We start from the raw sequence: 16,843 nt of genomic DNA, 5'->3' as shown, positions 1-16,843 counted from the left end.
CGGGGTCAGCCGACCTTCCAGCTCGTCCAGCGCTTCACCAGCGCGTCGGTGTTCTCGATCCACCACTGCTTGTCCTGCTCGATGGTCTTGCCGCGGTCCGGCAGGAAGGCGTTGAAGGCCTTCTGCTGCTCGGTGTAGCCGACCGTGTCGAGATCCACGTCCGGCCGGGCGGGCGCGGTGCCAGTCAGCTTCGCGTACGCGATGGACTGGGCCGGCTCGGTGACGAAGGCGAGCATCTGCTGGGCCAGCGCCTTGTTCGGGGTGCCCTTCGGAATCACCAGCACGCCGATGTCGGTGGTGTTGAAGTCCCACACCGGCACCAGGTTGGCGCCGCTCTGCGCCGACACGATCGTCCGCGCGGTCACCGTGAGCACCATGCTGGCCTGCTTGTCGACCAGCGACTGCTGGATCGCGCCGTAGCTGGGCGCGAACACGATCGAGCTCTTGATCGTGTCGATCTTCTTGAACGCCCGGTCCAGGTCGAGCGGGTAGACCTGATCGGCCGGCACGCCGTCGGCGACCAGCGCGGCCTCGAACAGGCCGGCCTTCGGGTAGTCGTAGACGATTCGCTTGCCCGGGAACTTCTTGACGTCGAAGAAGTCCTTGATGGTGGTGGGCTTCTCGCCCGGGTACATGTCGGCGTTGTAGCTGAAGATGTTCGCGTACCGGTAGGTCGGCACGAAGCAGTCGCCGGTGGTGCCCTCCGGGAACTTGCTGCGGTCCAGCGCCGGGTCGTCCAGCTTCTCGAACAGCTCACCGCAATAGGCGCCGGCATAGATCCAGCTCATGTTGGCCAGATCCCAGATGGTCTTGCCGGACGACACCATCGTGCGCACCTGGGACTGCTCGGCCGGGCTGACGTTGGTGAACGCGGTGCCGGTCTTGGTGGTGAACGGCTCCTGCAGCGCCTTCTTCTCGTCCTCCTGGAACTGGCCGCCGGTGCTGGCCCAGGTCAGCTTCTGCGCGGCCGGGTCACCGGAGTCGCCGCCCACGCCGCACGCGGAGATCAGCAGGGCACCGGCCGTTATCAGAGTGAAGAATCGGAATGTCCTCATCGTTATCGCCTTTTCTCGCGCACGCTGAACAGGGGACGGTGCCCGTCCCGCTCATGAGTTGTGATGTCAGTCGGGTCCGCCGTCGAGTGGGCTGACCATCCGGCGGCTGATCGTCTCGGCGCCCGCGAGCAGCGCGAGCGCCACCGGGCTGTCGGTTTCCTCGGGCACGAACTGCGCGATGTCGACCACGGCCAGGGTCGCGACGACCCGGCCGGAGGGGTCTCGGATCGGTGTCGCCACGGCGCTGACGCCGTCGCGGGGGCTGCTGCGGAACGCGATGCCGGTGCGCCGGACCTCGGCCAGTTCCGGCTCGGTGGCCTGGACCGCCGCGTCCTCGCGGAACCGGTAGAAGGACTCGTCGCGGAAGGCGCCGAAGACCACCGTCTGCGCGGCGTTCGGCCCGAGCTTGCTGCCGACCGCGATCGAGACGTGCGCCGTGCGGCTCTTGTCCTCGCGCACCTGAGCCACCACCGGACAGACGCCGTTCCACACGCTGAGCACGACCGTGTGCCGGACCCGCACGCTGATGTCGTCCATCACCGGGCCGGCCAGGTCGATCACCCCCAGGCGGGACAGGGCCATCGTGCCGAGCTCGGCGAGCAGCACGCCGAACTCGTACCGGTTGCGGTCGCGGCGCAGCAGCAGGCCGTGGTTCTCCATCGAGGCCAGGTACCGATGGGCGGTGGACTTACCCACGCCCAGTTCCTCGGCGGCGGACACCAGGTCGATGGTGTCCTGGGCGGTGAGCAGCCGGAGCAGCTGGACCACCCGCGCCACCACCTGCAGGTCGCCGCTGGCGATCTCCAGCCCGTTGTTGGTGGTCATGGGTCCCTCCTTCGCCCCCTCAGCCACCCGTCCCGCATTCCGGGGTAGCCGTCCAGCTATTCGGTACCGAGGAATGTAGGTGATCCATCCGGCGTCATGTCAAGACCTCCGCGAGATTTCCGCCGTACGTCCCCCAAGTTAAATCTCGAAGGTGACAGTATTGTATGATTGACCTACAATCGCTGGCTAGCTGTCGATCTTATTGACCCGGAGGTGGGCATGCGCGGTCTCGCGGGAAAGGTCGCCGTCGTGACCGGTGCGGCCGGCGGCATCGGCGCGGCCACCGCCCGGCGGCTGGCCGAGGAGGGCGCCCACGTCGTCGCGGTCGATCTGGAACCGCCCGCCGAGGCCGCCGACGGGTTCTGGGTGCGCGCCGACGTGTCCACCGAGGACGGGGTGGACGCCTATCTGCGCGCCGCCGTCGAGCGGTTCGGCCGGGTCGACCTGCATCACCTCAACGCGGGCATCCCGGGCTCGTTCGCCACGCTGCCCGAGCTCACCGTGGCCGAGTTCGACCGGGTGATGGCGGTGAACGTGCGCGGCGTCTTCCTCGGCGTCCGGGCCGCCTTCCGGCAATATGCCGAGCAGGGCGGCGGCGGGAACGTGGTGATCACCGGCTCGATCGGCAGCCTGCGGGGGAGCGCCGACCTGCTGGCCTATCAGACCTCCAAGCACGCGGTGCTCGGCATCCTGCGCGGCGCCGCGATGTACGGCGGCCCGCTCGGCGTGCGGGTGAACGCGGTCGCGCCCGGCATCGTGCCCACCGAGCTGTTCGCCGCGACGCCCGACGTGGCCGGCGGCAAGGACGACATGTCCCGCCGGGCGAGCAGCACCCCGCTGCGCCGGGCCGGCACCGGGGACGACGTGGCGGGTGTGGTGGCCTTCCTGCTCAGCGACGACGCCGCCTACATGACCGGCGAGGTGGTGTCGGTGGACGGCGGCGCGAGCATCGTCAGCACGGTCCGGCCGTCCGGCGGCGCGGGCGCGTGGGACTTCGAGGCCTACGACAGCGCGCTCTACAAGAAGGCCTAGTTCTCCTGCTCGCGCATCTCGTCGAGGACCGTCTGGGCGAGCCGGAACGCCTCCAGGGCGGCCGGCGCCCCGCAATAGGCGGCGGTCTGCAGCAGCACCTCTTGGATCTCCGCCTCGGTCAGGCCGTTGTTGAGCGCGCCGCGGACATGCACCGAGAACTCGTGCGGGCGGTTCAGCGCGGTCAGCATCGCCAGGTTGAGCATGCTGCGGGTGCGCCGGTCCAGGCCGGGCCGCGACCAGACGTCGCCCCAGCAGCTCGCGGTCACGTATTCCTGCACGACACGGGTGAAGTCGGTGGCCTTCTTCATCGACCGGTCCACGTGGGCGTCGCCGAGCACTTCGCGCCGGACCCGGTTGCCGCGCTCGAGCCGGCTCTCGTCAACACTCATGGGCGTAGCGTACGACGATCATACAATCTGCGGAAGGTGTCAGGCTTCCGGCTGCTCGGCGAGCGCCTGCAGGCCGGCGCGACCGGCCTCCTCGACGTGCCGGGCGCAGGCCGCCGCGGCGGCGTCGGCGTCGTTCGCCTCGACCGCGGCCACGATCGCCCGCAGCTCCTCGACGCTGATCGCGAGCCGGCCCGGCACCGAGAGGGACAGCGATCGCAGCACGCTCACCCGGGCGTGCAGGCTCACCGCCACCGACCGCAGCGCCTCGTTGCCGCCGCCCTCGAACAGCACGTCGTAAAACGCGTCCTTCGCGGGCAGAATGGCCGAGCCCTTCGCATATTGCTTCTCGACCCGATCGAGCGCCCGGGCCAGGGCCTTGCGCTGGGCGGCGTTCGCGTTTTCCACGAAGAGTCGGCCGGCCAGCGCTTCGAGTGCCGAACGCACCTGATAAAGCTGCCTTGCCTCCTCGGCGCTGACGCTGGTCACCACCGTGCCGCGGTTGGGGATCGCGGTGACCAAACCCTCGGCGGCCAGCTCGCGCAGCGCCTCTCGGACGCTGGTGCGGGAGACGCCGGTGAGCTCCACCAGCTCGCGCTCGATCAGTCGTTGTCCCGGAGCGAGCCGGCGGTCCAGGATGGCCTGGCGCAGGTTTTCCAGCACCTGCGAACGGATCAGGGCCGGGGTCCGCTCCACGCGCAACGCATTGGCTCGCGTCACCGCAGCCCTCCCTCGCTCGCTCATCTGGCGACATCGTACCCAGCGTGCCGCGACCCGGCCCACGGTTGTCTCAGATCGTATGACGATGCTACATTTTCGAAACCCAAAATCCCTCGTGAGGAGCGTCATGGCGCGGTTGGGCTTCGCTCGCAAACTGGCCTCGGAGTCACGGTGCCTGGCCGGCACCTGGGTCAAGATCCCGGCCCTGGAGCCGGTCGAGATCCTGGCCGACGCGGGGTTCGACTTCGTCGTGGTCGATATGGAACACGCGCCGCTGACGCTCGAGTTCGCCTATCAGGCGACCGTGGTAGCCCAGGGCGCCGGCATGTCGGTGCTGGTGCGCGTGCCGGACCGCAGCGGCAGTCATCTGCAGCGCCTGCTCGACATCGGCGTGGACGGCATCCTGGTGCCGCGGGTGACCTCGGTCGCGGAGGCCACCGCGGCGGTGCGCCGGATGCTCTTCTCGCCCGGCGGCGACCGCGGCATCGGCATCACCTCGCGGGCCGGGCGATGGGGTGGCACGCCGCGCGCGGAATACCTCCGGTTCGGCGACGAGGAGGTGATGCGCGCCGTGCAGCTCGAGGAGCGCGCCGCGATCGAGGCGGCCGACGACATCCTCGACGTGGCCGGCCTCAACGGCGTCTTCCTCGGCATGGGCGACCTGCAGTTGTCGTCCGGCCTGCCGCAGTCCGACCCGGAGATCCAGAAACTGGTCGACCGCCTGCTGTCCGCCGCCCGGGCGCGTGACGTGCCGGTCGGCACCGCCGTGCAGACCGCGGCGCAGGCGCAGGAGGCCGCCGACCGCGGCTATCGCTACGTGATGGTCAGCAACGACACCAGCCTGCTGAGGACCGCCGCGACGGACACCGTCGCCGGCCTCGGCAGCCGATTCTCCTAGTCGCTTTCCAAAGGAGCCCTCCATGGCGTTCGACTCCACCGATCTGCGATCCACCCTCCCGTCCAGCACCGCGACGGCCGCCGCGCCGGAGCGCTTCTCCGGCTCCGAGCACGTCCAGTTCCGTGACGTGGCGCCGGTGGACAAGACCGAGGACCTTTCCACCTGGTACGCCCGCGGCCAGAACTTCGTCGTCGGATACACCGAGCTGACCGGCGCCGCCACCTTCGAGCGCACCGCCCAGCCGGACGAGTACGTGGTGCTGCTCGCCGACGACGCCCTCGAGGCCCGGGTCCGCACCGCGGACGAGGAGGTCACCGCGACCGGCCGCACGATGCTCGTCGTGCCGCCCGGCGACAGCACGGTGACCGTCACCGGCCAGGGCCGCGTGCTGCGCCTGCTGACCACCCGCTCCGAAGACATCGCCGCGCTGGCCGCCAACGCGGAGTCCTACGCCGAGCCGCACGAGAACGTCCCACCGTTCCAGCCCTGGCCCGAGCCGGTCGGCGGCTATCGCGTGCGCAGCTACGACCTGACCGTGCCGCCACTGGCGAACCCGCCGTTCCGGCTCTACCGCTGCACCACTTTCATGGTCAACTTCATCGACCCCAAGCAGGGGCCGCGCGACCCGGCGAAGCTCTCCCCGCACAAGCACGACGACTTCGAGCAGTGCTCGATCGTGCTGGCGGGCGAATACGTGCACCACATCCGCTGGCCGTGGACCACGAACAAGGCGCACTGGCGCGAGGACGAGCACCAGCGCGTGCTCGCGCCGTCGGTGACCGTGATCCCGCCGCCGTCGCTGCACACCAGCGAGGCGATCGGACCCGGCGAGAACCACCTGATCGACGTGTTCTGCCCGCCGCGCTTCGACTTCTCGGCCATGGAGGGCTGGGTGTTCAACGCGGACGACTACCCGGCGCCGGCCGGCCGATGAGTCCCCGGCCGCTCCGAGTCGCGATCATCGGCGCCGGGATGGGCGGCATCGCGGCCGCGGTCAAGCTCCGGAAGAGCACGTCGGCGTCGATCGTGATCTTCGAGCAGTCCGCCGGGGTGGGCGGCACCTGGTTCGACAACCGTTATCCGGGATGCGAGGTGGACGTGCACTCGCACGCGTACTCGTTCTCGTTCCTCGAGTACGACTGGCCGCGCACCCACGCCACCCAGCCGGAACTGCTGGCCTATGCCGAGCACGTGGTGCAGCGCTTCGGGCTCACCCCCTTCCTGCGCCTGAACACCCGGGTCACCGACCTGGTGTGGGAGGAGTCGGCGGACTGCTACGTGCTGTCCACCGAGCACGGCGACACCGCCGAGTTCGACGTGGTGATCTCCGCGCTGGGCCTGCTCAGCGTGCCCCGCTACCCGGACTGGCCGGGCCTGGACAGCTTCGCCGGCCCGTGCTTCCACACCTCGCGATGGGAGGACCACGACCTCACCGGCAAGTCGGTCGCCGTGGTCGGCACCGGCTCGACGGCCGTGCAGATCGTCCCGGCGATCGCCCCGGACGCCGCCGCGGTGCACGTCTTCCAGCGCGAGCCCGGCTGGGTCGAGCCGAAATACGAGCGCGAGTTCACCCCGCGCGAGCGCTGGATCTATCGCCACGTGCCACTCGCCCAGCGGCTGAACCGGGCCCGGATCTTCCACAACGGCAACCGCCGCTTCAAGGGCTACGACGTCGGGTCGCGCCGCCAGCGCCGGATGCGCGAGGCGTGCGAGCGGTTCATCGCCGGCGCCATCGCCGATCCGGGCACCCGGGCCGCGGTGACGCCGGACTATCCGTGGGGCTGCAAGCGCCCGATCCTGTCGTCGACCTTCTATCCCTCGCTGAACCGCGACAACGTCGAGCTCGTGCCGCACGCGGTGCGCCGGGTGACTCCGACCGGCGTGGTGGACGAGACCGGCGCCACCCGCGACGTCGACGTGCTCATCCTCAGCACCGGCTTCCAGCCCACGAAGTTCCTGGCCGGCCTCGACGTCAAGGGCCGCGACGGGCGCGGCCTGCACGACGTCTGGCGCGAGCGCGCCAGCGCCTTCCTCGGCATCACGGTGCCCGGCTTCCCCAACTTCTTCATCCTGTACGGCCCGAACACCAACGGCGGCGTGTCCGTGATCGCGCAGCTCGAGCGGCAGGCCGAGGTCGTCGTGCGGTCCGTGCGGCGGCTCGATCGCACCCGCCGGCGCACCATCGACACCTCTCCGGCCGCCGCCCGGCGTTTCCTCGCGTGGGTGGACCGGCGGCTGTCGACCAACGCCTCGGCGATGAACGCCGGCTGCCACAACTATTACCACGACCCGGCCGGGCACAACGTGACGCAGTGGCCGGGCGGGCACCTGGCCTATGCCCTCGCCACCCGGTTCCTCGCCCGGTTCGGGCTCAGGACACCAGGTTAGGGTGACCGCCGGCCAGGGACACCTCCGCGACGTGCAGCCCGTCGCCGAACGCCTTGGTGGGAAACCGGTCCCATACCGCCGCCTCGTGGAACGGCAGGATCCGCCGGGTGTCGCCGCCCACCCCGGCGAGCATCCCGTCGGCGAAGTCCAGCCAGGTGGCGGCGCTGCCGGTGGTCATCGCGATCGGCGCGAGCACGCCGTCGCCGCGCAGGCCGTCGAGGTTCTCGTAGCTGTAGACGTTGTCACCGGCGAACACCCACGTGCCGTCCGCCTCGTTGGTGACCGCGACGACCTGGGATCCGGCGGTATGCGTATCGTGCGCCGGCCGCAGCTCGATGCCCGGCGCCACCTCGGCCACGCCGTCGACCAGGGTGGCCGGGCGGTTCGCCAGCCGCTCCGGCAGGTCGGCCTGGCACGACCGGGTGAGGAACTCGAAGCGGGCCGGCCGGGCGGCCGCGGCGAGGTAGCTCTCGATCTCGCGCCGCTGGATCCAGACGTGCGCGGCGGGGAACGCGTCGACACACCCCGCGTGGTCGAAGTGGTTGTGCGTCAACAGGATCGTGTCCACCCGCTCGGGCCGCACGCCGACCCGGCCGAGCACCTCGACCGGCGCCAGCCAGCGCGTGTCGCCGTATTTGGCGGTGAGCCGCTGGTAGACGACCGGGTCGGCGAAGCCGGTGTCGACCAGCACGCAGCGGTCCGCCGAGCGCAGCAGCCCGAAGCAGTACGGCATCCGCCGGTGGCCCTCGTTCGGCTGCCCGGCGAAGAGGTTGCTGGCCGGGAACCGGTCCACATAGCCGTATTCGAGGATCCAGATGGACCAGCCCATCAGGCGGCCGGTGGCTGGATGTCGAAGACGGCGAGCTGCCAAGCCACCATGGTGTAGTAGCCCACGATGGTGACCAGCTCGAGCAGGCCCGGCGCGGTGAGCACCTCGGCCGCGGCCCGGAACTCCTCGTCGTCGAGGGTGCCGCGGTCGAGAATCCGTTTGGTGGCAGCGAAAACCGCTGCCTCGACATCGGACAGTCCGGACGGCCGCCGATCCTCGGCCAGCGCCGCCAGGTCGGTCCCGGACAATCCGGCCGCCGTCCCGGCGCGCTCGTGCGCATAGATTTCGAAGGGGCTGCGGTGGTGGTGGCCGACCAGCAGGATGGCGATCTCGCGGGCCCGGTAGGGGAGTCGCGAGTCGTACCGGACCGCGCCGCCGATCTGTTGCAGCGCGCGGCCGAAGACCGGGCTGATGATCCAGACCGCGGGTGGCCCCTGCAGCCGGCCGTCCGCCTGGACCAGCTTGAACGGGGTGTCCGGCGCGACCCGCCGCCCGGTGGTGAAGACCTCGTAGAGGGCGCGCTGGTCGGCGGTCATGACCGCGGGCTCGACGTCGTCGATTCTCATGCCGTCTCCCCTAGGAGGGCTCGTGGGTTGGTGGCGACCATGGTCGCGATCTGCTCGGAGGTCCAGCCGAGAAAGGCGAGCTGTTCGAGGAACATGCGCAGGCACTCGGGTTCGGGCGGCACCCACCGGGAGAACACATCGGTGCTGAGGACGGCGTGCTCCGGGCCGACCGCGGACAGCGCGTCGTGCACGTCCCGGACGGTCAGATGCCCCTCCGGGTGCACCAGCGGCGCGTTGCAGAACTCCAGATACGCGCCCGTCGCGGCGAACTCACGCAACTCCGCCGGATCCGTCGTGTAGTGCAGCGGATGCGTGATCAGCAGCCGTTGCCCGACCTCGGCGCAGTAGGCCGCGACCGCCCGGCTCTCGGCGGCCGACGCGTGCCCGGTGGCCAGCGCCAGGCCGAGCGCCCGGCAGGCGTCGATCACCGCCCGGGCCCGGCCGCCGAGCCGCCCGCCGGGTTCGCAGAGGGCGACGGCGGTGCGCTCGCTGTATTCGCCGAAGGCCGGGGACGCCCGCCCCAGCAGCGTGGAGATGTATCCGCCGCGGGCCACGTCGGCGGCCGCGCCCCAGGTCGGCAGGAACACCACACGCGCGCCGTGCGCTGCGGCCAGCTCGACGACGCTGGGCTCGAGGCCGCCGGCCGGGGGATTGAGCGTGATGCTGCCGTGCACCGTGAACCCGGTGCAGGCCATCGCCTCCCGCACCGCCCGCGCGCGGTCCATGGTCGCCCACAGATGCGACTTGAGCACCCAGCCGGCCATGCCGTACGCATGGGCCAGCCGGGCCACCTCGAGGTCGGCGCCGCGGATCGAGACGCCCGCGGACAGGTCGGGATGCCCGTGCACGTGGACGTCGATCGCGCCGCGCAGCAGCCGGTCGAAGTCGTCCGGCTGGGCCGTGACGAGGGGATGCGGTTCGGCGTCAGTCATCGGTTGAATTGTATGACGGTATGACACTAGGCTCAAGCAGATGAAGCCACTGACCGGGAAGGTCGTGCTGGTCGTGGGCGCGAGCGCCGGGATCGGCGCGGACGCCGCGCGCACCTTCGCCGCGGACGGCGCCGCCCTGATGCTCGTCGCCCGCAACGAGGGGCCGCTCGCCGCGGTCGCCGACGCGCTGGCGGCGGGCGGGTGCGAGGTCGCGTACCGGAGGGGTGATGTCTCGAAAGCGGAGGATGTCGCGGGATTCGTCGACGCCACGGTGCAGCGCTTCGGCCGGATCGACGGCGCCTTCAACAACGCGGCGACCACCCAGGGCGGCCGGCTGGACGAGGTCTCCGAGGCGGATTTCGAGCAGATCATGGCGGTGAACGTGAAGGGCACCTGGCTGTGCCTGCGCGAGCAGGTGCGGGTCATGGCGGCGGGCGGCTCGATCGTCAACATGAGCAGCATCGGCGGGCTGCGCGGCAGCTCCGGCATGGGCGCCTACCAGGCCACCAAGCACGCGGTCATCGGGCTCACCCGCACCGCCGCGCACGACTTCGGGCCGCTCGGCATCCGGGTCAACGCGATCGCGCCCGGACCGACCGAGTCGCCGATGCTCGACCGGACCCGGCTGGCGATCCCCGGCGGGGTGGAGGCGCGCATCGCGGCCACCCCGCTGCGCAAGGCGGGCACCGGGGCGGAGGTCGGGGCCGCGGCGTCGTTCCTGCTGAGCGACCGGGCCGGGCACATCAGCGGGGTCGTGCTGCCGGTGGACGGCGGATTCCTTGCCTGACGACCTGTTCATCGACGGGCGGTGGCGGCCCGGATCGGACGGCCGGCGCTTCGACGTGATCGACCCCGCCGACCTGTCGATCGTCGCCCGCTTCGCGGTGGCCTCCGAGCGGGACTGCCTGGACGCCGTCGACGCCGCGGCCGCCGCGCAATCCGGCTGGGCGGCCACCGCGCCGCGCGAGCGTGGTGAGCTGCTGCGCGCGGCCTTCGAGATCCTCACCGCCGAGGTCGAGCACTTCGCCCAGCTGATGGTGCGCGAGAACGGGAAGTCCTGGGCGGACGCCATCGCCGAGGCGAACTACGCGACCGAGTTCTTCCGCTGGTTCGCCGAGGAGGCGGTGCGCGTGCCGGGGGACTACCGGCTCGCACCCGGCGGCGACAAGCGCATCATCGTCGACCGGCAGCCGATCGGGGTCGCGCTGCTCATCACGCCGTGGAACTTCCCGGCGGCGATGGCCACCCGCAAGCTCGCTCCCGCGCTGGCCGCGGGCTGCACGACGATCCTCAAGCCGGCCCGCGAGACCCCGCTCACCGCCGCGTACGTGGTGGAGGTCCTGTCCCGCGCCGGGATCCCGCGCGGCGTCGTGAACCTGGTGACGCCGATGCCGACCGGCCCCGCGGTGCAGCGGATGATCGACCGCCCGGAGGTCCGCAAGCTCTCCTTCACCGGCTCCACCGAGGTCGGCCGGCAACTGCTGCACGCCTGCGCCGACTCGGTGGTGAGCACCTCGATGGAGCTCGGCGGCAACGCGCCGCTGATCGTGCTGCCCGGCGCCGACCTGGACGCCACGGTGGCCGGCGCGTTGCTCGCCAAGATGCGCAACGGCGGCGCGGCCTGCACCGCGGCCAACCGCTTCTATGTGCACGGCTCGCTGCACGACGAGTTCGTCGACCGGATGGACGCCGCGCTCGGCGCCCTGTCGGTCGGCCCCGGGCTGGACCGCTCGAACGATCTGGGCGCCCTGGTCTCGGTGGGCGAGCGCGACAAGGTGGCGGGGCTCGTGGAGCGGGCCGTGGCCGAGGGCGCGACGCTGCGGCGGGGGAGCCGGGCGCCGGCGGACGGGGCCTTCCGTTCGGCGGCGTCAAGCAGAGCGGCCTGGGCCGCGAGGGCGGTTCCGAGGGCATCCTGGAGTTCCTGGAAGAGAAGTACATCGCAATATCCGTCTAGTGATCGTTCTAAATGTATTGATGCGTTTCCTCGGGTGGACCACGATCCTGGCGATACGACGACGTGCCGTCCGAGGTCGTCGCGTCCGGCTTCACCTCGTGGAACCGCACGGCGGACGGCGCGCTCGCCGAGGAGATCTCCGGCCGCGACCTGGACGACTTCCTGCGGGCCTGGCTCTACACGCCCGGCCGCCCCGACCGCGGCGTCTCAGCGCTGAGCGCGCCGACCGCGCCGAAGTCGTGGGCGCGGATCAGCGCCACACAGCAGGCGGCGCATCGCTAGCCGGACGCTCGGCGCCGGTCCCCGGCTCGGCGGTCATCGCGTCCGCCGAGCGGGGGATCAGCGCGGCCAGCACCATCATCACGATCGCCACCAGCAGCATGCCGATGAAGATGCGGTGCACCGCATCGGTCAGCCGGGCCGGCTCGACCGCGCCGGCGCCGACCACCGCATTGGCGATCGCGCCGAACACCGCGGCGCCCACCGCACTGCCCAGCGACCGCAGGAAGATGTTGTTCGCGGTCACCACGCCCCGATCCGTCCAGCCCACGCTGGACTGCGCGGCGATCAGTGTGGGCGCCGCGGTGAGGCCCATGCCGAGACCGATCACAAAGCAGTAGACGCCCACCTCGTAGACCGACGAGGTCTGGTCGAGCAGCAGGAGAAGGGCGACGCCGGTGATCACCAGCGACATGCCGATCAGCGCGCACCCCCGGAAGCCGACGCGCAGATAGACCCGGCCCGCCAGGCTCGCCGAGATCGGCCAGCCCAGGGTGAGCGCGGCGACCGCGAAGCCGGCCACCAGCGGCCCGCTGCCGAGCACCTCCTGCACGTACGTCGGGATGTATGCCGTCAGCCCGATCAGGATCGCCCCGACGCCGACCCCGATCTGCCCGCTGGTGACGAGCAGCCGCCGCCGGAACATCCAGAGCGGCAGTACCGGCGACTCCGCGGTGCGCTCGGCGAAGCCGAAGACCAGCAGCAGCGCCAGGCCGGCGCCGAGCACCGCGAAGCTGGTCGGCGAGTCCCACGCCCAGGCCTGGCCGCCCTCGAGGATGCCGAGGATCAGCAGGATCAGACCGGCGGTGAGCAGCGCGGCCCCGCGGAAGTCGATGGCCGGCCGCTTACGCTCGATCTTCTCGTGGAAGCCGCGGAAGATCATCGCGCCGGCCAGCAGGCAGAGCGGGATGTTGACGAAGAAGATCCAGCGCCAGGACACCCACTCGGCGAACACCCCGCCCAGGGCCGGGCCGACCACCGACGCGATGCCCCACACGCTGGCCAGGTAGCCCTGCACCTTGGCGCGCTCGCGGACCGAGTAGACGTCGCCGACGATGGTGATCGCGGTCGGCATGATCGCGCCGGCGCCGAGGCCCTGCACCACCCGGAAGACCACCAGCGGCCAGATGCTCCAGGCGAAGCCGCACAGGATCGAGCCGAGCAGGAACACCCCGATGCCCCAGAGCATCACCGGCTTGCGGCCGAACAGGTCGTTGAGCTTGCCGTAGATCGGCACCGACACGGCCTGCGCCAGCAGATAGACCGAGAACAGCCAGGGGAACTCGGTGAACCCGCCGATCTCCTTGACGATCGACGGCACCGCGGTGGCGATGATGGTCGAGTCGATCGCCACCAGGAAGGTCGCGAGCATCACGCCGGCCAGGATCGGCCCGCGCTCGGACCGCAGCCCGACATTGTTCTCCGTCACTCTGCTCACCTAACCCGGCGCACCGATGCATCGTCGCGCCGAGTGGGCAAGAAGAGTGCAGGATCACCCGGCGCGGCCGTCGACGGGCAGCATCGCCAGCGGAACGTGGTGCTGCCCGGCGTGGATGTCCCGGTCGCGCAGGCTGCCCTGCACCACCGGGCGCGGGAACGAGATCTTGACGACGTTCAGCTCGGGCAGCCGGAAGATCTGGATGGTGTCGGGCGGCACGTCATAGAGGCCGGCGATCACGCCGGCGTCCAGGAAGCCGGGGTCGGCCACCAGGGCGTAACCGTCCGCGTCCCGCATGAACAGCTCCATCGTCACCCAGAACGGGCCGGCGTTCTTGGATCGGACCTCGAGCGCGAGGTCGGCCACCACACGGGGGCTATCGGACATCCGCGGTCTCCATCCGGGTGCGGAACAGGCTGGTGGGGGAGTCCACGTCGACCACGTGGTTGAGCACGAACTCGTACGCCGCGCCGCGCTCGGTCTCGGCCGGCGAGAACGGGAAGGCCAGGCTGGGCAGATGCGCCATGTCCGGGGTGGGCAGGTGCAGCATCAGCGGGTTGGCGATCTTCGCGATCGCCGTGGCGGTCTGCTGGTCCGGCGCGTTGACCAGCAGCATCACGCCGACCTCGCGGGGTGGGCGGGTGTCCGGCTCGGCGGCCTCCAGGACGGCGTCGAATCCGTAGAGCCGGATGTCGAACGCGTAGTCGTCCGCGCTCAGCTCGAGTGTCTGGGCGACCCGCTCGGTCAGCACCCGGCGCAGCAACGCGGCCCAGGTGTCGATCTGAGCGAGGATGTGCGGATCGCGGATGGCGGTGAACGACATCGTCTCGTAGCCCGTGACCCGGGCGCCCTCCAGCTTGATGGTGTGCTGCCCGGCGAGCTCGAACCGGGAGCCCTCCACCCGCACCCGCCGGTCGTCCAGCGCCCGGTAGGTGGCGTCGCCGACCATCAGCGTGCCGGCCGGCTCGCGCATCTCGAACGGGTTCACCGTCTCGTAGAGCATGTGCGCCGCCACCGACGTGGGCGTGCAGGCGGCCGCCGGGTCGAGCGGTTCGATGGTGAAGCCGGTCGCGTCGATGGTGGCGAAGACGCCGCCGGACCGCGGGTTCGTGGTGCACTGCGCGCCGCACTCGACGATCTTCGCGGCGTGCCAGGTCGGGCCGGCCGGCATGCCCCGCATCAGCGGGAAGGCCGCGGCGACCGCGGTGTCGGTGGCGCGCCCGGCCAGCACCACCTGGGCCCCGGCGGCCAGGGCCGCCTCGATCGGCTCGTGGCCCATCATGCCGACGATGTGCCGGCAGCTCTCCAGCGTCGCCGAGTCGAGGTCGCCGGCCGGCGGCAGCGGGTGGATCCGGCCCTGGTCGAGATGCTCCTTGAGATCGGCCGCCTGCTGCTCGCTGTAGATCCGGGCCACCCGCAGACTGATCCCCTCCGCGGCCATCACCTTGTCGGCGAGCCCCGCCACCCAGTCGACGCCGGAGTCGGTGCCGCTGGTGCCGCACGAGCCGACGATCAGCGGGATGCCCGCCCGGGCCGCGGCGCGCAGCAGGAAGCGCAGGTCGCGGGTCACCGCGGCGGCGGTCGTCTTGGCGGTGCCGGTGCCCAGGTAGTGCGGGCCGGAGTCGGTCGAGCCGCCGTCCACCGCGATCACGTCGGCGCCGAGGGCCAGGCCACGCTCGACGATCTCGGCCGGGAAGCCCGAGCCGAGCATGCCGGAGGGCACCAGGATGCGTACCGATTCGCTGGTCACAACGTTCCTTTCAGGGAGCGGCCGGCCTGCCGGCCGGAGAAGAGGCAACCGCCGAGGAAGGTGCCTTCCAGCGCGCGGTACCCGTGCATGCCGCCGCCACCGAACCCGCTGACCTCGCCGGCCGCATAGAGCCCCGGCACCGGCTGCCCGGCGGCGTCCAGCACCCGGCCGTCGAGGTCGGTGTGCAGGCCGCCGAGCGTCTTACGGGTGAGCACGTGCAGGCGTACGGCGATCAAAGGTCCGGCCTTGGGGTCGAGCAACCGGTGCGGTGTGGCCGTGCGCATCAACCGATCGCCGCGGTAGTGGCGGAAGTTGCGGATCGCGGCGATCTGCATGTCCTTGGTGAAGTTGTTGGCCAGCTCGCGGTCGCGCGCCTCGATCGTGCGCCGCAGGTCGGCCGGGTCGAGCAGCGGCGCGGGGGTGAGCGCGTTCATTCCCTTGACCAGCTCGTCGAGGTCGTCGGCGACCACGAAGTCGGCGCCCCGGCGCATGAACGCGTCCACCGGCGCCGGCGCGCCACCGCGGATCCGGCCCAGCACCTTGCGCACGTCGCGGCCGGTCAGATCGGGGTTCTGCTCGGACCCGGAGAGCGCGAACTCCTTCTCGATGATCTTCTGGGTGAGCACGAACCAACTGTGGTCGTGCCCGGTGGTGCGCAGGTGGGCGAGCGTGCCGAGGGTGTCGAACCCCGGATAGAGCGGCACCGGCAGCCGGCGCCCGACCGCGTCCAGCCACAGCGAGGACGGTCCGGGCAGGATCCGGATGCCGTGGTTGTGCCAGATCGGATCCCAGTTCTGGACACCCTCGACGTAGTGCCACATCCGGTCCGGGTTGATCACCGCGCCGCCGGCCTCCTCGGTGATGGCGATCATCCGGCCGTCCACGTGCGCCGGCACCCCGGCGATCATGTGTTCCGGTGGCGTGCCGAGCCGTTCCGGCCAGTTGCGGCGCACCAGGTCGTGGTCGCCGCCGATGCCGCCGGAGGTGACCACGACGGCCTGCGCGGAGTAGGTGAAGTCGCCGATCTCGTCGCGCGAACTGGCCTCGCCGCGGGCCACGTCGCTGGGCGCCAGGATGCGGCCGGCCGCGCCCGTCACGACACCGCCGCTGGTGGTCAGGGTGTCCACCCGATGGCGGAAGGCGAGCCGCACCAGGCCGCGCTCGGCCGCCTGCCGGACGGTCGCGATGAACGGCTCCAGCACGCCGGGCCCGGTGCCCCAGGTGAGGTGGAAGCGCGGCACCGAGTTCCCGGGCCCCGTCGCGTCGTAACCGCCCCGCTCGGCCCAGCCGACAATCGGAAAGATCTTGATGCCGAGCGTACGCAGCCACGCGCGCTTCTCCCCGGCGGCGAAGTCGACATAGGCCTCCGCCCAGCGCCGCGGCCAGGCGTCCTCGGCCCGATCGAAGCCCGCGGTGCCCAGCCAGTCCTGCCAGGCGAGGGCGTGCGAGTCGCGGATCCCCATCCGCCGCTGCTCGGGCGAGTCCACCAGGAACAGCCCGCCGAACGACCAGAACGCCTGCCCGCCGAGGCTCTGCTCGGGTTCCTGGTCGAGCAGGATCACCGACCGGCCGGCCGCGACGAGCTCCGCGGTGGCGACCAGCCCGGCGAGTCCGGCCCCCACGACGATCACGTCCGCGCTGTCGTTCCTGCTGCTCATCCGTACTGCTCCTCGCTGTCGGGTTGGGCCGTTGGGTGTGTGTGTGTCGGGAACCCCCTCCCCCCCACCCCCAACAAAGGGGGGGGGAGGTGGTGATGGGTTCCGGTTGGTGTTTTTTTTTTCCCCCAGCCAG

17 protein-coding genes are annotated in these 16,843 nt (G+C 71.1%); 6 read left to right on the top strand and 11 right to left on the bottom strand.

The genetic code is table 11. From position 1 onward, the window contains the following. Positions 1-5 precede the first annotated feature (5 nt). Both ACZ6TI_RS20110 and ACZ6TI_RS20105 read right to left on the bottom strand, forming a co-directional pair. Positions 6-1,055 carry an extracellular solute-binding protein gene (locus ACZ6TI_RS20110; protein ID WP_465346602.1) on the bottom strand — a complete coding sequence of 350 codons (1,050 nt, stop codon included), beginning with the start codon at positions 1,053-1,055 and terminating at the stop codon, positions 6-8. 66 nt (positions 1,056-1,121) lie between these two features. Continuing rightward, positions 1,122-1,880, bottom strand: a complete 759-nt coding sequence (locus tag ACZ6TI_RS20105; protein ID WP_465346601.1) for an IclR family transcriptional regulator — start codon at positions 1,878-1,880, stop codon at positions 1,122-1,124. Between the two features lie 219 nt (positions 1,881-2,099). Here ACZ6TI_RS20105 and ACZ6TI_RS20100 point away from each other — a divergent pair, with 219 nt between their 5' ends. Then, entirely contained in the window at positions 2,100-2,912 is an 813-nt protein-coding gene (locus tag ACZ6TI_RS20100) for an SDR family NAD(P)-dependent oxidoreductase (protein ID WP_465346600.1), read from the top strand. Here ACZ6TI_RS20100 and ACZ6TI_RS20095 read toward each other — a convergent pair. Both ACZ6TI_RS20095 and ACZ6TI_RS20090 read right to left on the bottom strand, forming a co-directional pair. Beyond that, positions 2,909-3,301, bottom strand: coding sequence for a carboxymuconolactone decarboxylase family protein (locus tag ACZ6TI_RS20095; protein WP_465346599.1), 393 nt, complete (start codon positions 3,299-3,301; stop codon positions 2,909-2,911). The genes ACZ6TI_RS20100 and ACZ6TI_RS20095 overlap by 4 nt on opposite strands. Before the next feature lie 39 nt (positions 3,302-3,340). Then, entirely contained in the window at positions 3,341-4,018 is a 678-nt protein-coding gene (locus tag ACZ6TI_RS20090) for a GntR family transcriptional regulator (protein ID WP_465346598.1), read from the bottom strand. A gap of 127 nt (positions 4,019-4,145) precedes the next feature. On the opposite strand from ACZ6TI_RS20090, the gene ACZ6TI_RS20085 reads away from it, so the two are divergent. Genes ACZ6TI_RS20085 through ACZ6TI_RS20075 form a run of 3 tightly spaced genes read left to right on the top strand, consistent with a single transcriptional unit; the run spans position 4,146 to position 7,304 of the window. Continuing rightward, positions 4,146-4,916, top strand: coding sequence for an HpcH/HpaI aldolase family protein (locus ACZ6TI_RS20085; RefSeq protein WP_465346597.1), 771 nt, complete (start codon positions 4,146-4,148; stop codon positions 4,914-4,916). 22 nt (positions 4,917-4,938) lie between these two features. Further along, positions 4,939-5,850 carry a cupin domain-containing protein gene (locus ACZ6TI_RS20080; protein ID WP_465346596.1) on the top strand — a complete coding sequence of 304 codons (912 nt, stop codon included), beginning with the start codon at positions 4,939-4,941 and terminating at the stop codon, positions 5,848-5,850. Then, on the top strand, positions 5,847-7,304 hold the full coding sequence (locus ACZ6TI_RS20075) for a flavin-containing monooxygenase (protein WP_465346595.1): 1,458 nt from the start codon (positions 5,847-5,849) through the stop codon (positions 7,302-7,304). The genes ACZ6TI_RS20080 and ACZ6TI_RS20075 overlap by 4 nt, the downstream gene beginning before the upstream one ends. Here ACZ6TI_RS20075 and ACZ6TI_RS20070 read toward each other — a convergent pair. From ACZ6TI_RS20070 to ACZ6TI_RS20060, 3 genes are read right to left on the bottom strand one after another with little or no spacing between them, the layout of a single operon-like run. After that, entirely contained in the window at positions 7,288-8,133 is an 846-nt protein-coding gene (locus ACZ6TI_RS20070) for an N-acyl homoserine lactonase family protein (protein WP_465346594.1), read from the bottom strand. The two genes, ACZ6TI_RS20075 and ACZ6TI_RS20070, sit on opposite strands and share 17 nt — an antisense overlap. Then, positions 8,133-8,699 carry a carboxymuconolactone decarboxylase family protein gene (locus tag ACZ6TI_RS20065; RefSeq protein ID WP_465346593.1) on the bottom strand — a complete coding sequence of 189 codons (567 nt, stop codon included), beginning with the start codon at positions 8,697-8,699 and terminating at the stop codon, positions 8,133-8,135. Before ACZ6TI_RS20065 ends, ACZ6TI_RS20070 begins: the two co-directional genes overlap by 1 nt. After that, entirely contained in the window at positions 8,696-9,631 is a 936-nt protein-coding gene (locus tag ACZ6TI_RS20060) for a DUF6282 family protein (RefSeq protein ID WP_465346592.1), read from the bottom strand. The genes ACZ6TI_RS20065 and ACZ6TI_RS20060 overlap by 4 nt, the downstream gene beginning before the upstream one ends. Positions 9,632-9,671: 40 nt before the next feature. Between ACZ6TI_RS20060 and ACZ6TI_RS20055 the strand changes: the two genes are divergently transcribed. Both ACZ6TI_RS20055 and ACZ6TI_RS20050 read left to right on the top strand, forming a co-directional pair. Continuing rightward, the gene (locus tag ACZ6TI_RS20055; protein ID WP_465346591.1) at positions 9,672-10,418 is read left to right on the top strand and encodes an SDR family NAD(P)-dependent oxidoreductase; all 747 of its coding nucleotides are present in this window, start codon (positions 9,672-9,674) and stop codon (positions 10,416-10,418) included. Next, positions 10,411-11,802 (top strand): aldehyde dehydrogenase family protein, encoded by a 1,392-nt coding sequence (locus ACZ6TI_RS20050; protein WP_465346590.1) that lies wholly within the window; start codon positions 10,411-10,413, stop codon positions 11,800-11,802. Before ACZ6TI_RS20055 ends, ACZ6TI_RS20050 begins: the two co-directional genes overlap by 8 nt. A gap of 33 nt (positions 11,803-11,835) precedes the next feature. On the opposite strand, the gene ACZ6TI_RS20045 is transcribed toward ACZ6TI_RS20050, so the two are convergent. From ACZ6TI_RS20045 to ACZ6TI_RS20030, 4 genes are all read right to left on the bottom strand, one after another. Further along, positions 11,836-13,293 carry an MDR family MFS transporter gene (locus ACZ6TI_RS20045; RefSeq protein WP_465346589.1) on the bottom strand — a complete coding sequence of 486 codons (1,458 nt, stop codon included), beginning with the start codon at positions 13,291-13,293 and terminating at the stop codon, positions 11,836-11,838. Between the two features lie 63 nt (positions 13,294-13,356). Continuing rightward, complete coding sequence (locus tag ACZ6TI_RS20040; RefSeq protein WP_465346588.1) at positions 13,357-13,689, bottom strand: DUF4387 domain-containing protein; 333 nt, start codon at positions 13,687-13,689, stop codon at positions 13,357-13,359. After that, positions 13,679-15,052, bottom strand: coding sequence for an acyclic terpene utilization AtuA family protein (locus tag ACZ6TI_RS20035; protein WP_465346587.1), 1,374 nt, complete (start codon positions 15,050-15,052; stop codon positions 13,679-13,681). The genes ACZ6TI_RS20040 and ACZ6TI_RS20035 overlap by 11 nt, the downstream gene beginning before the upstream one ends. Beyond that, on the bottom strand, positions 15,049-16,710 hold the full coding sequence (locus tag ACZ6TI_RS20030) for an FAD-binding dehydrogenase (RefSeq protein ID WP_465346586.1): 1,662 nt from the start codon (positions 16,708-16,710) through the stop codon (positions 15,049-15,051). The genes ACZ6TI_RS20035 and ACZ6TI_RS20030 overlap by 4 nt, the downstream gene beginning before the upstream one ends. Between the last annotated feature and the right edge of the window lie 133 nt (positions 16,711-16,843).

The organism is Actinoplanes sp. NPDC051388, assembly GCF_055586225.1.
This window is presented reverse-complemented; position numbering and strand designations above follow the sequence as displayed.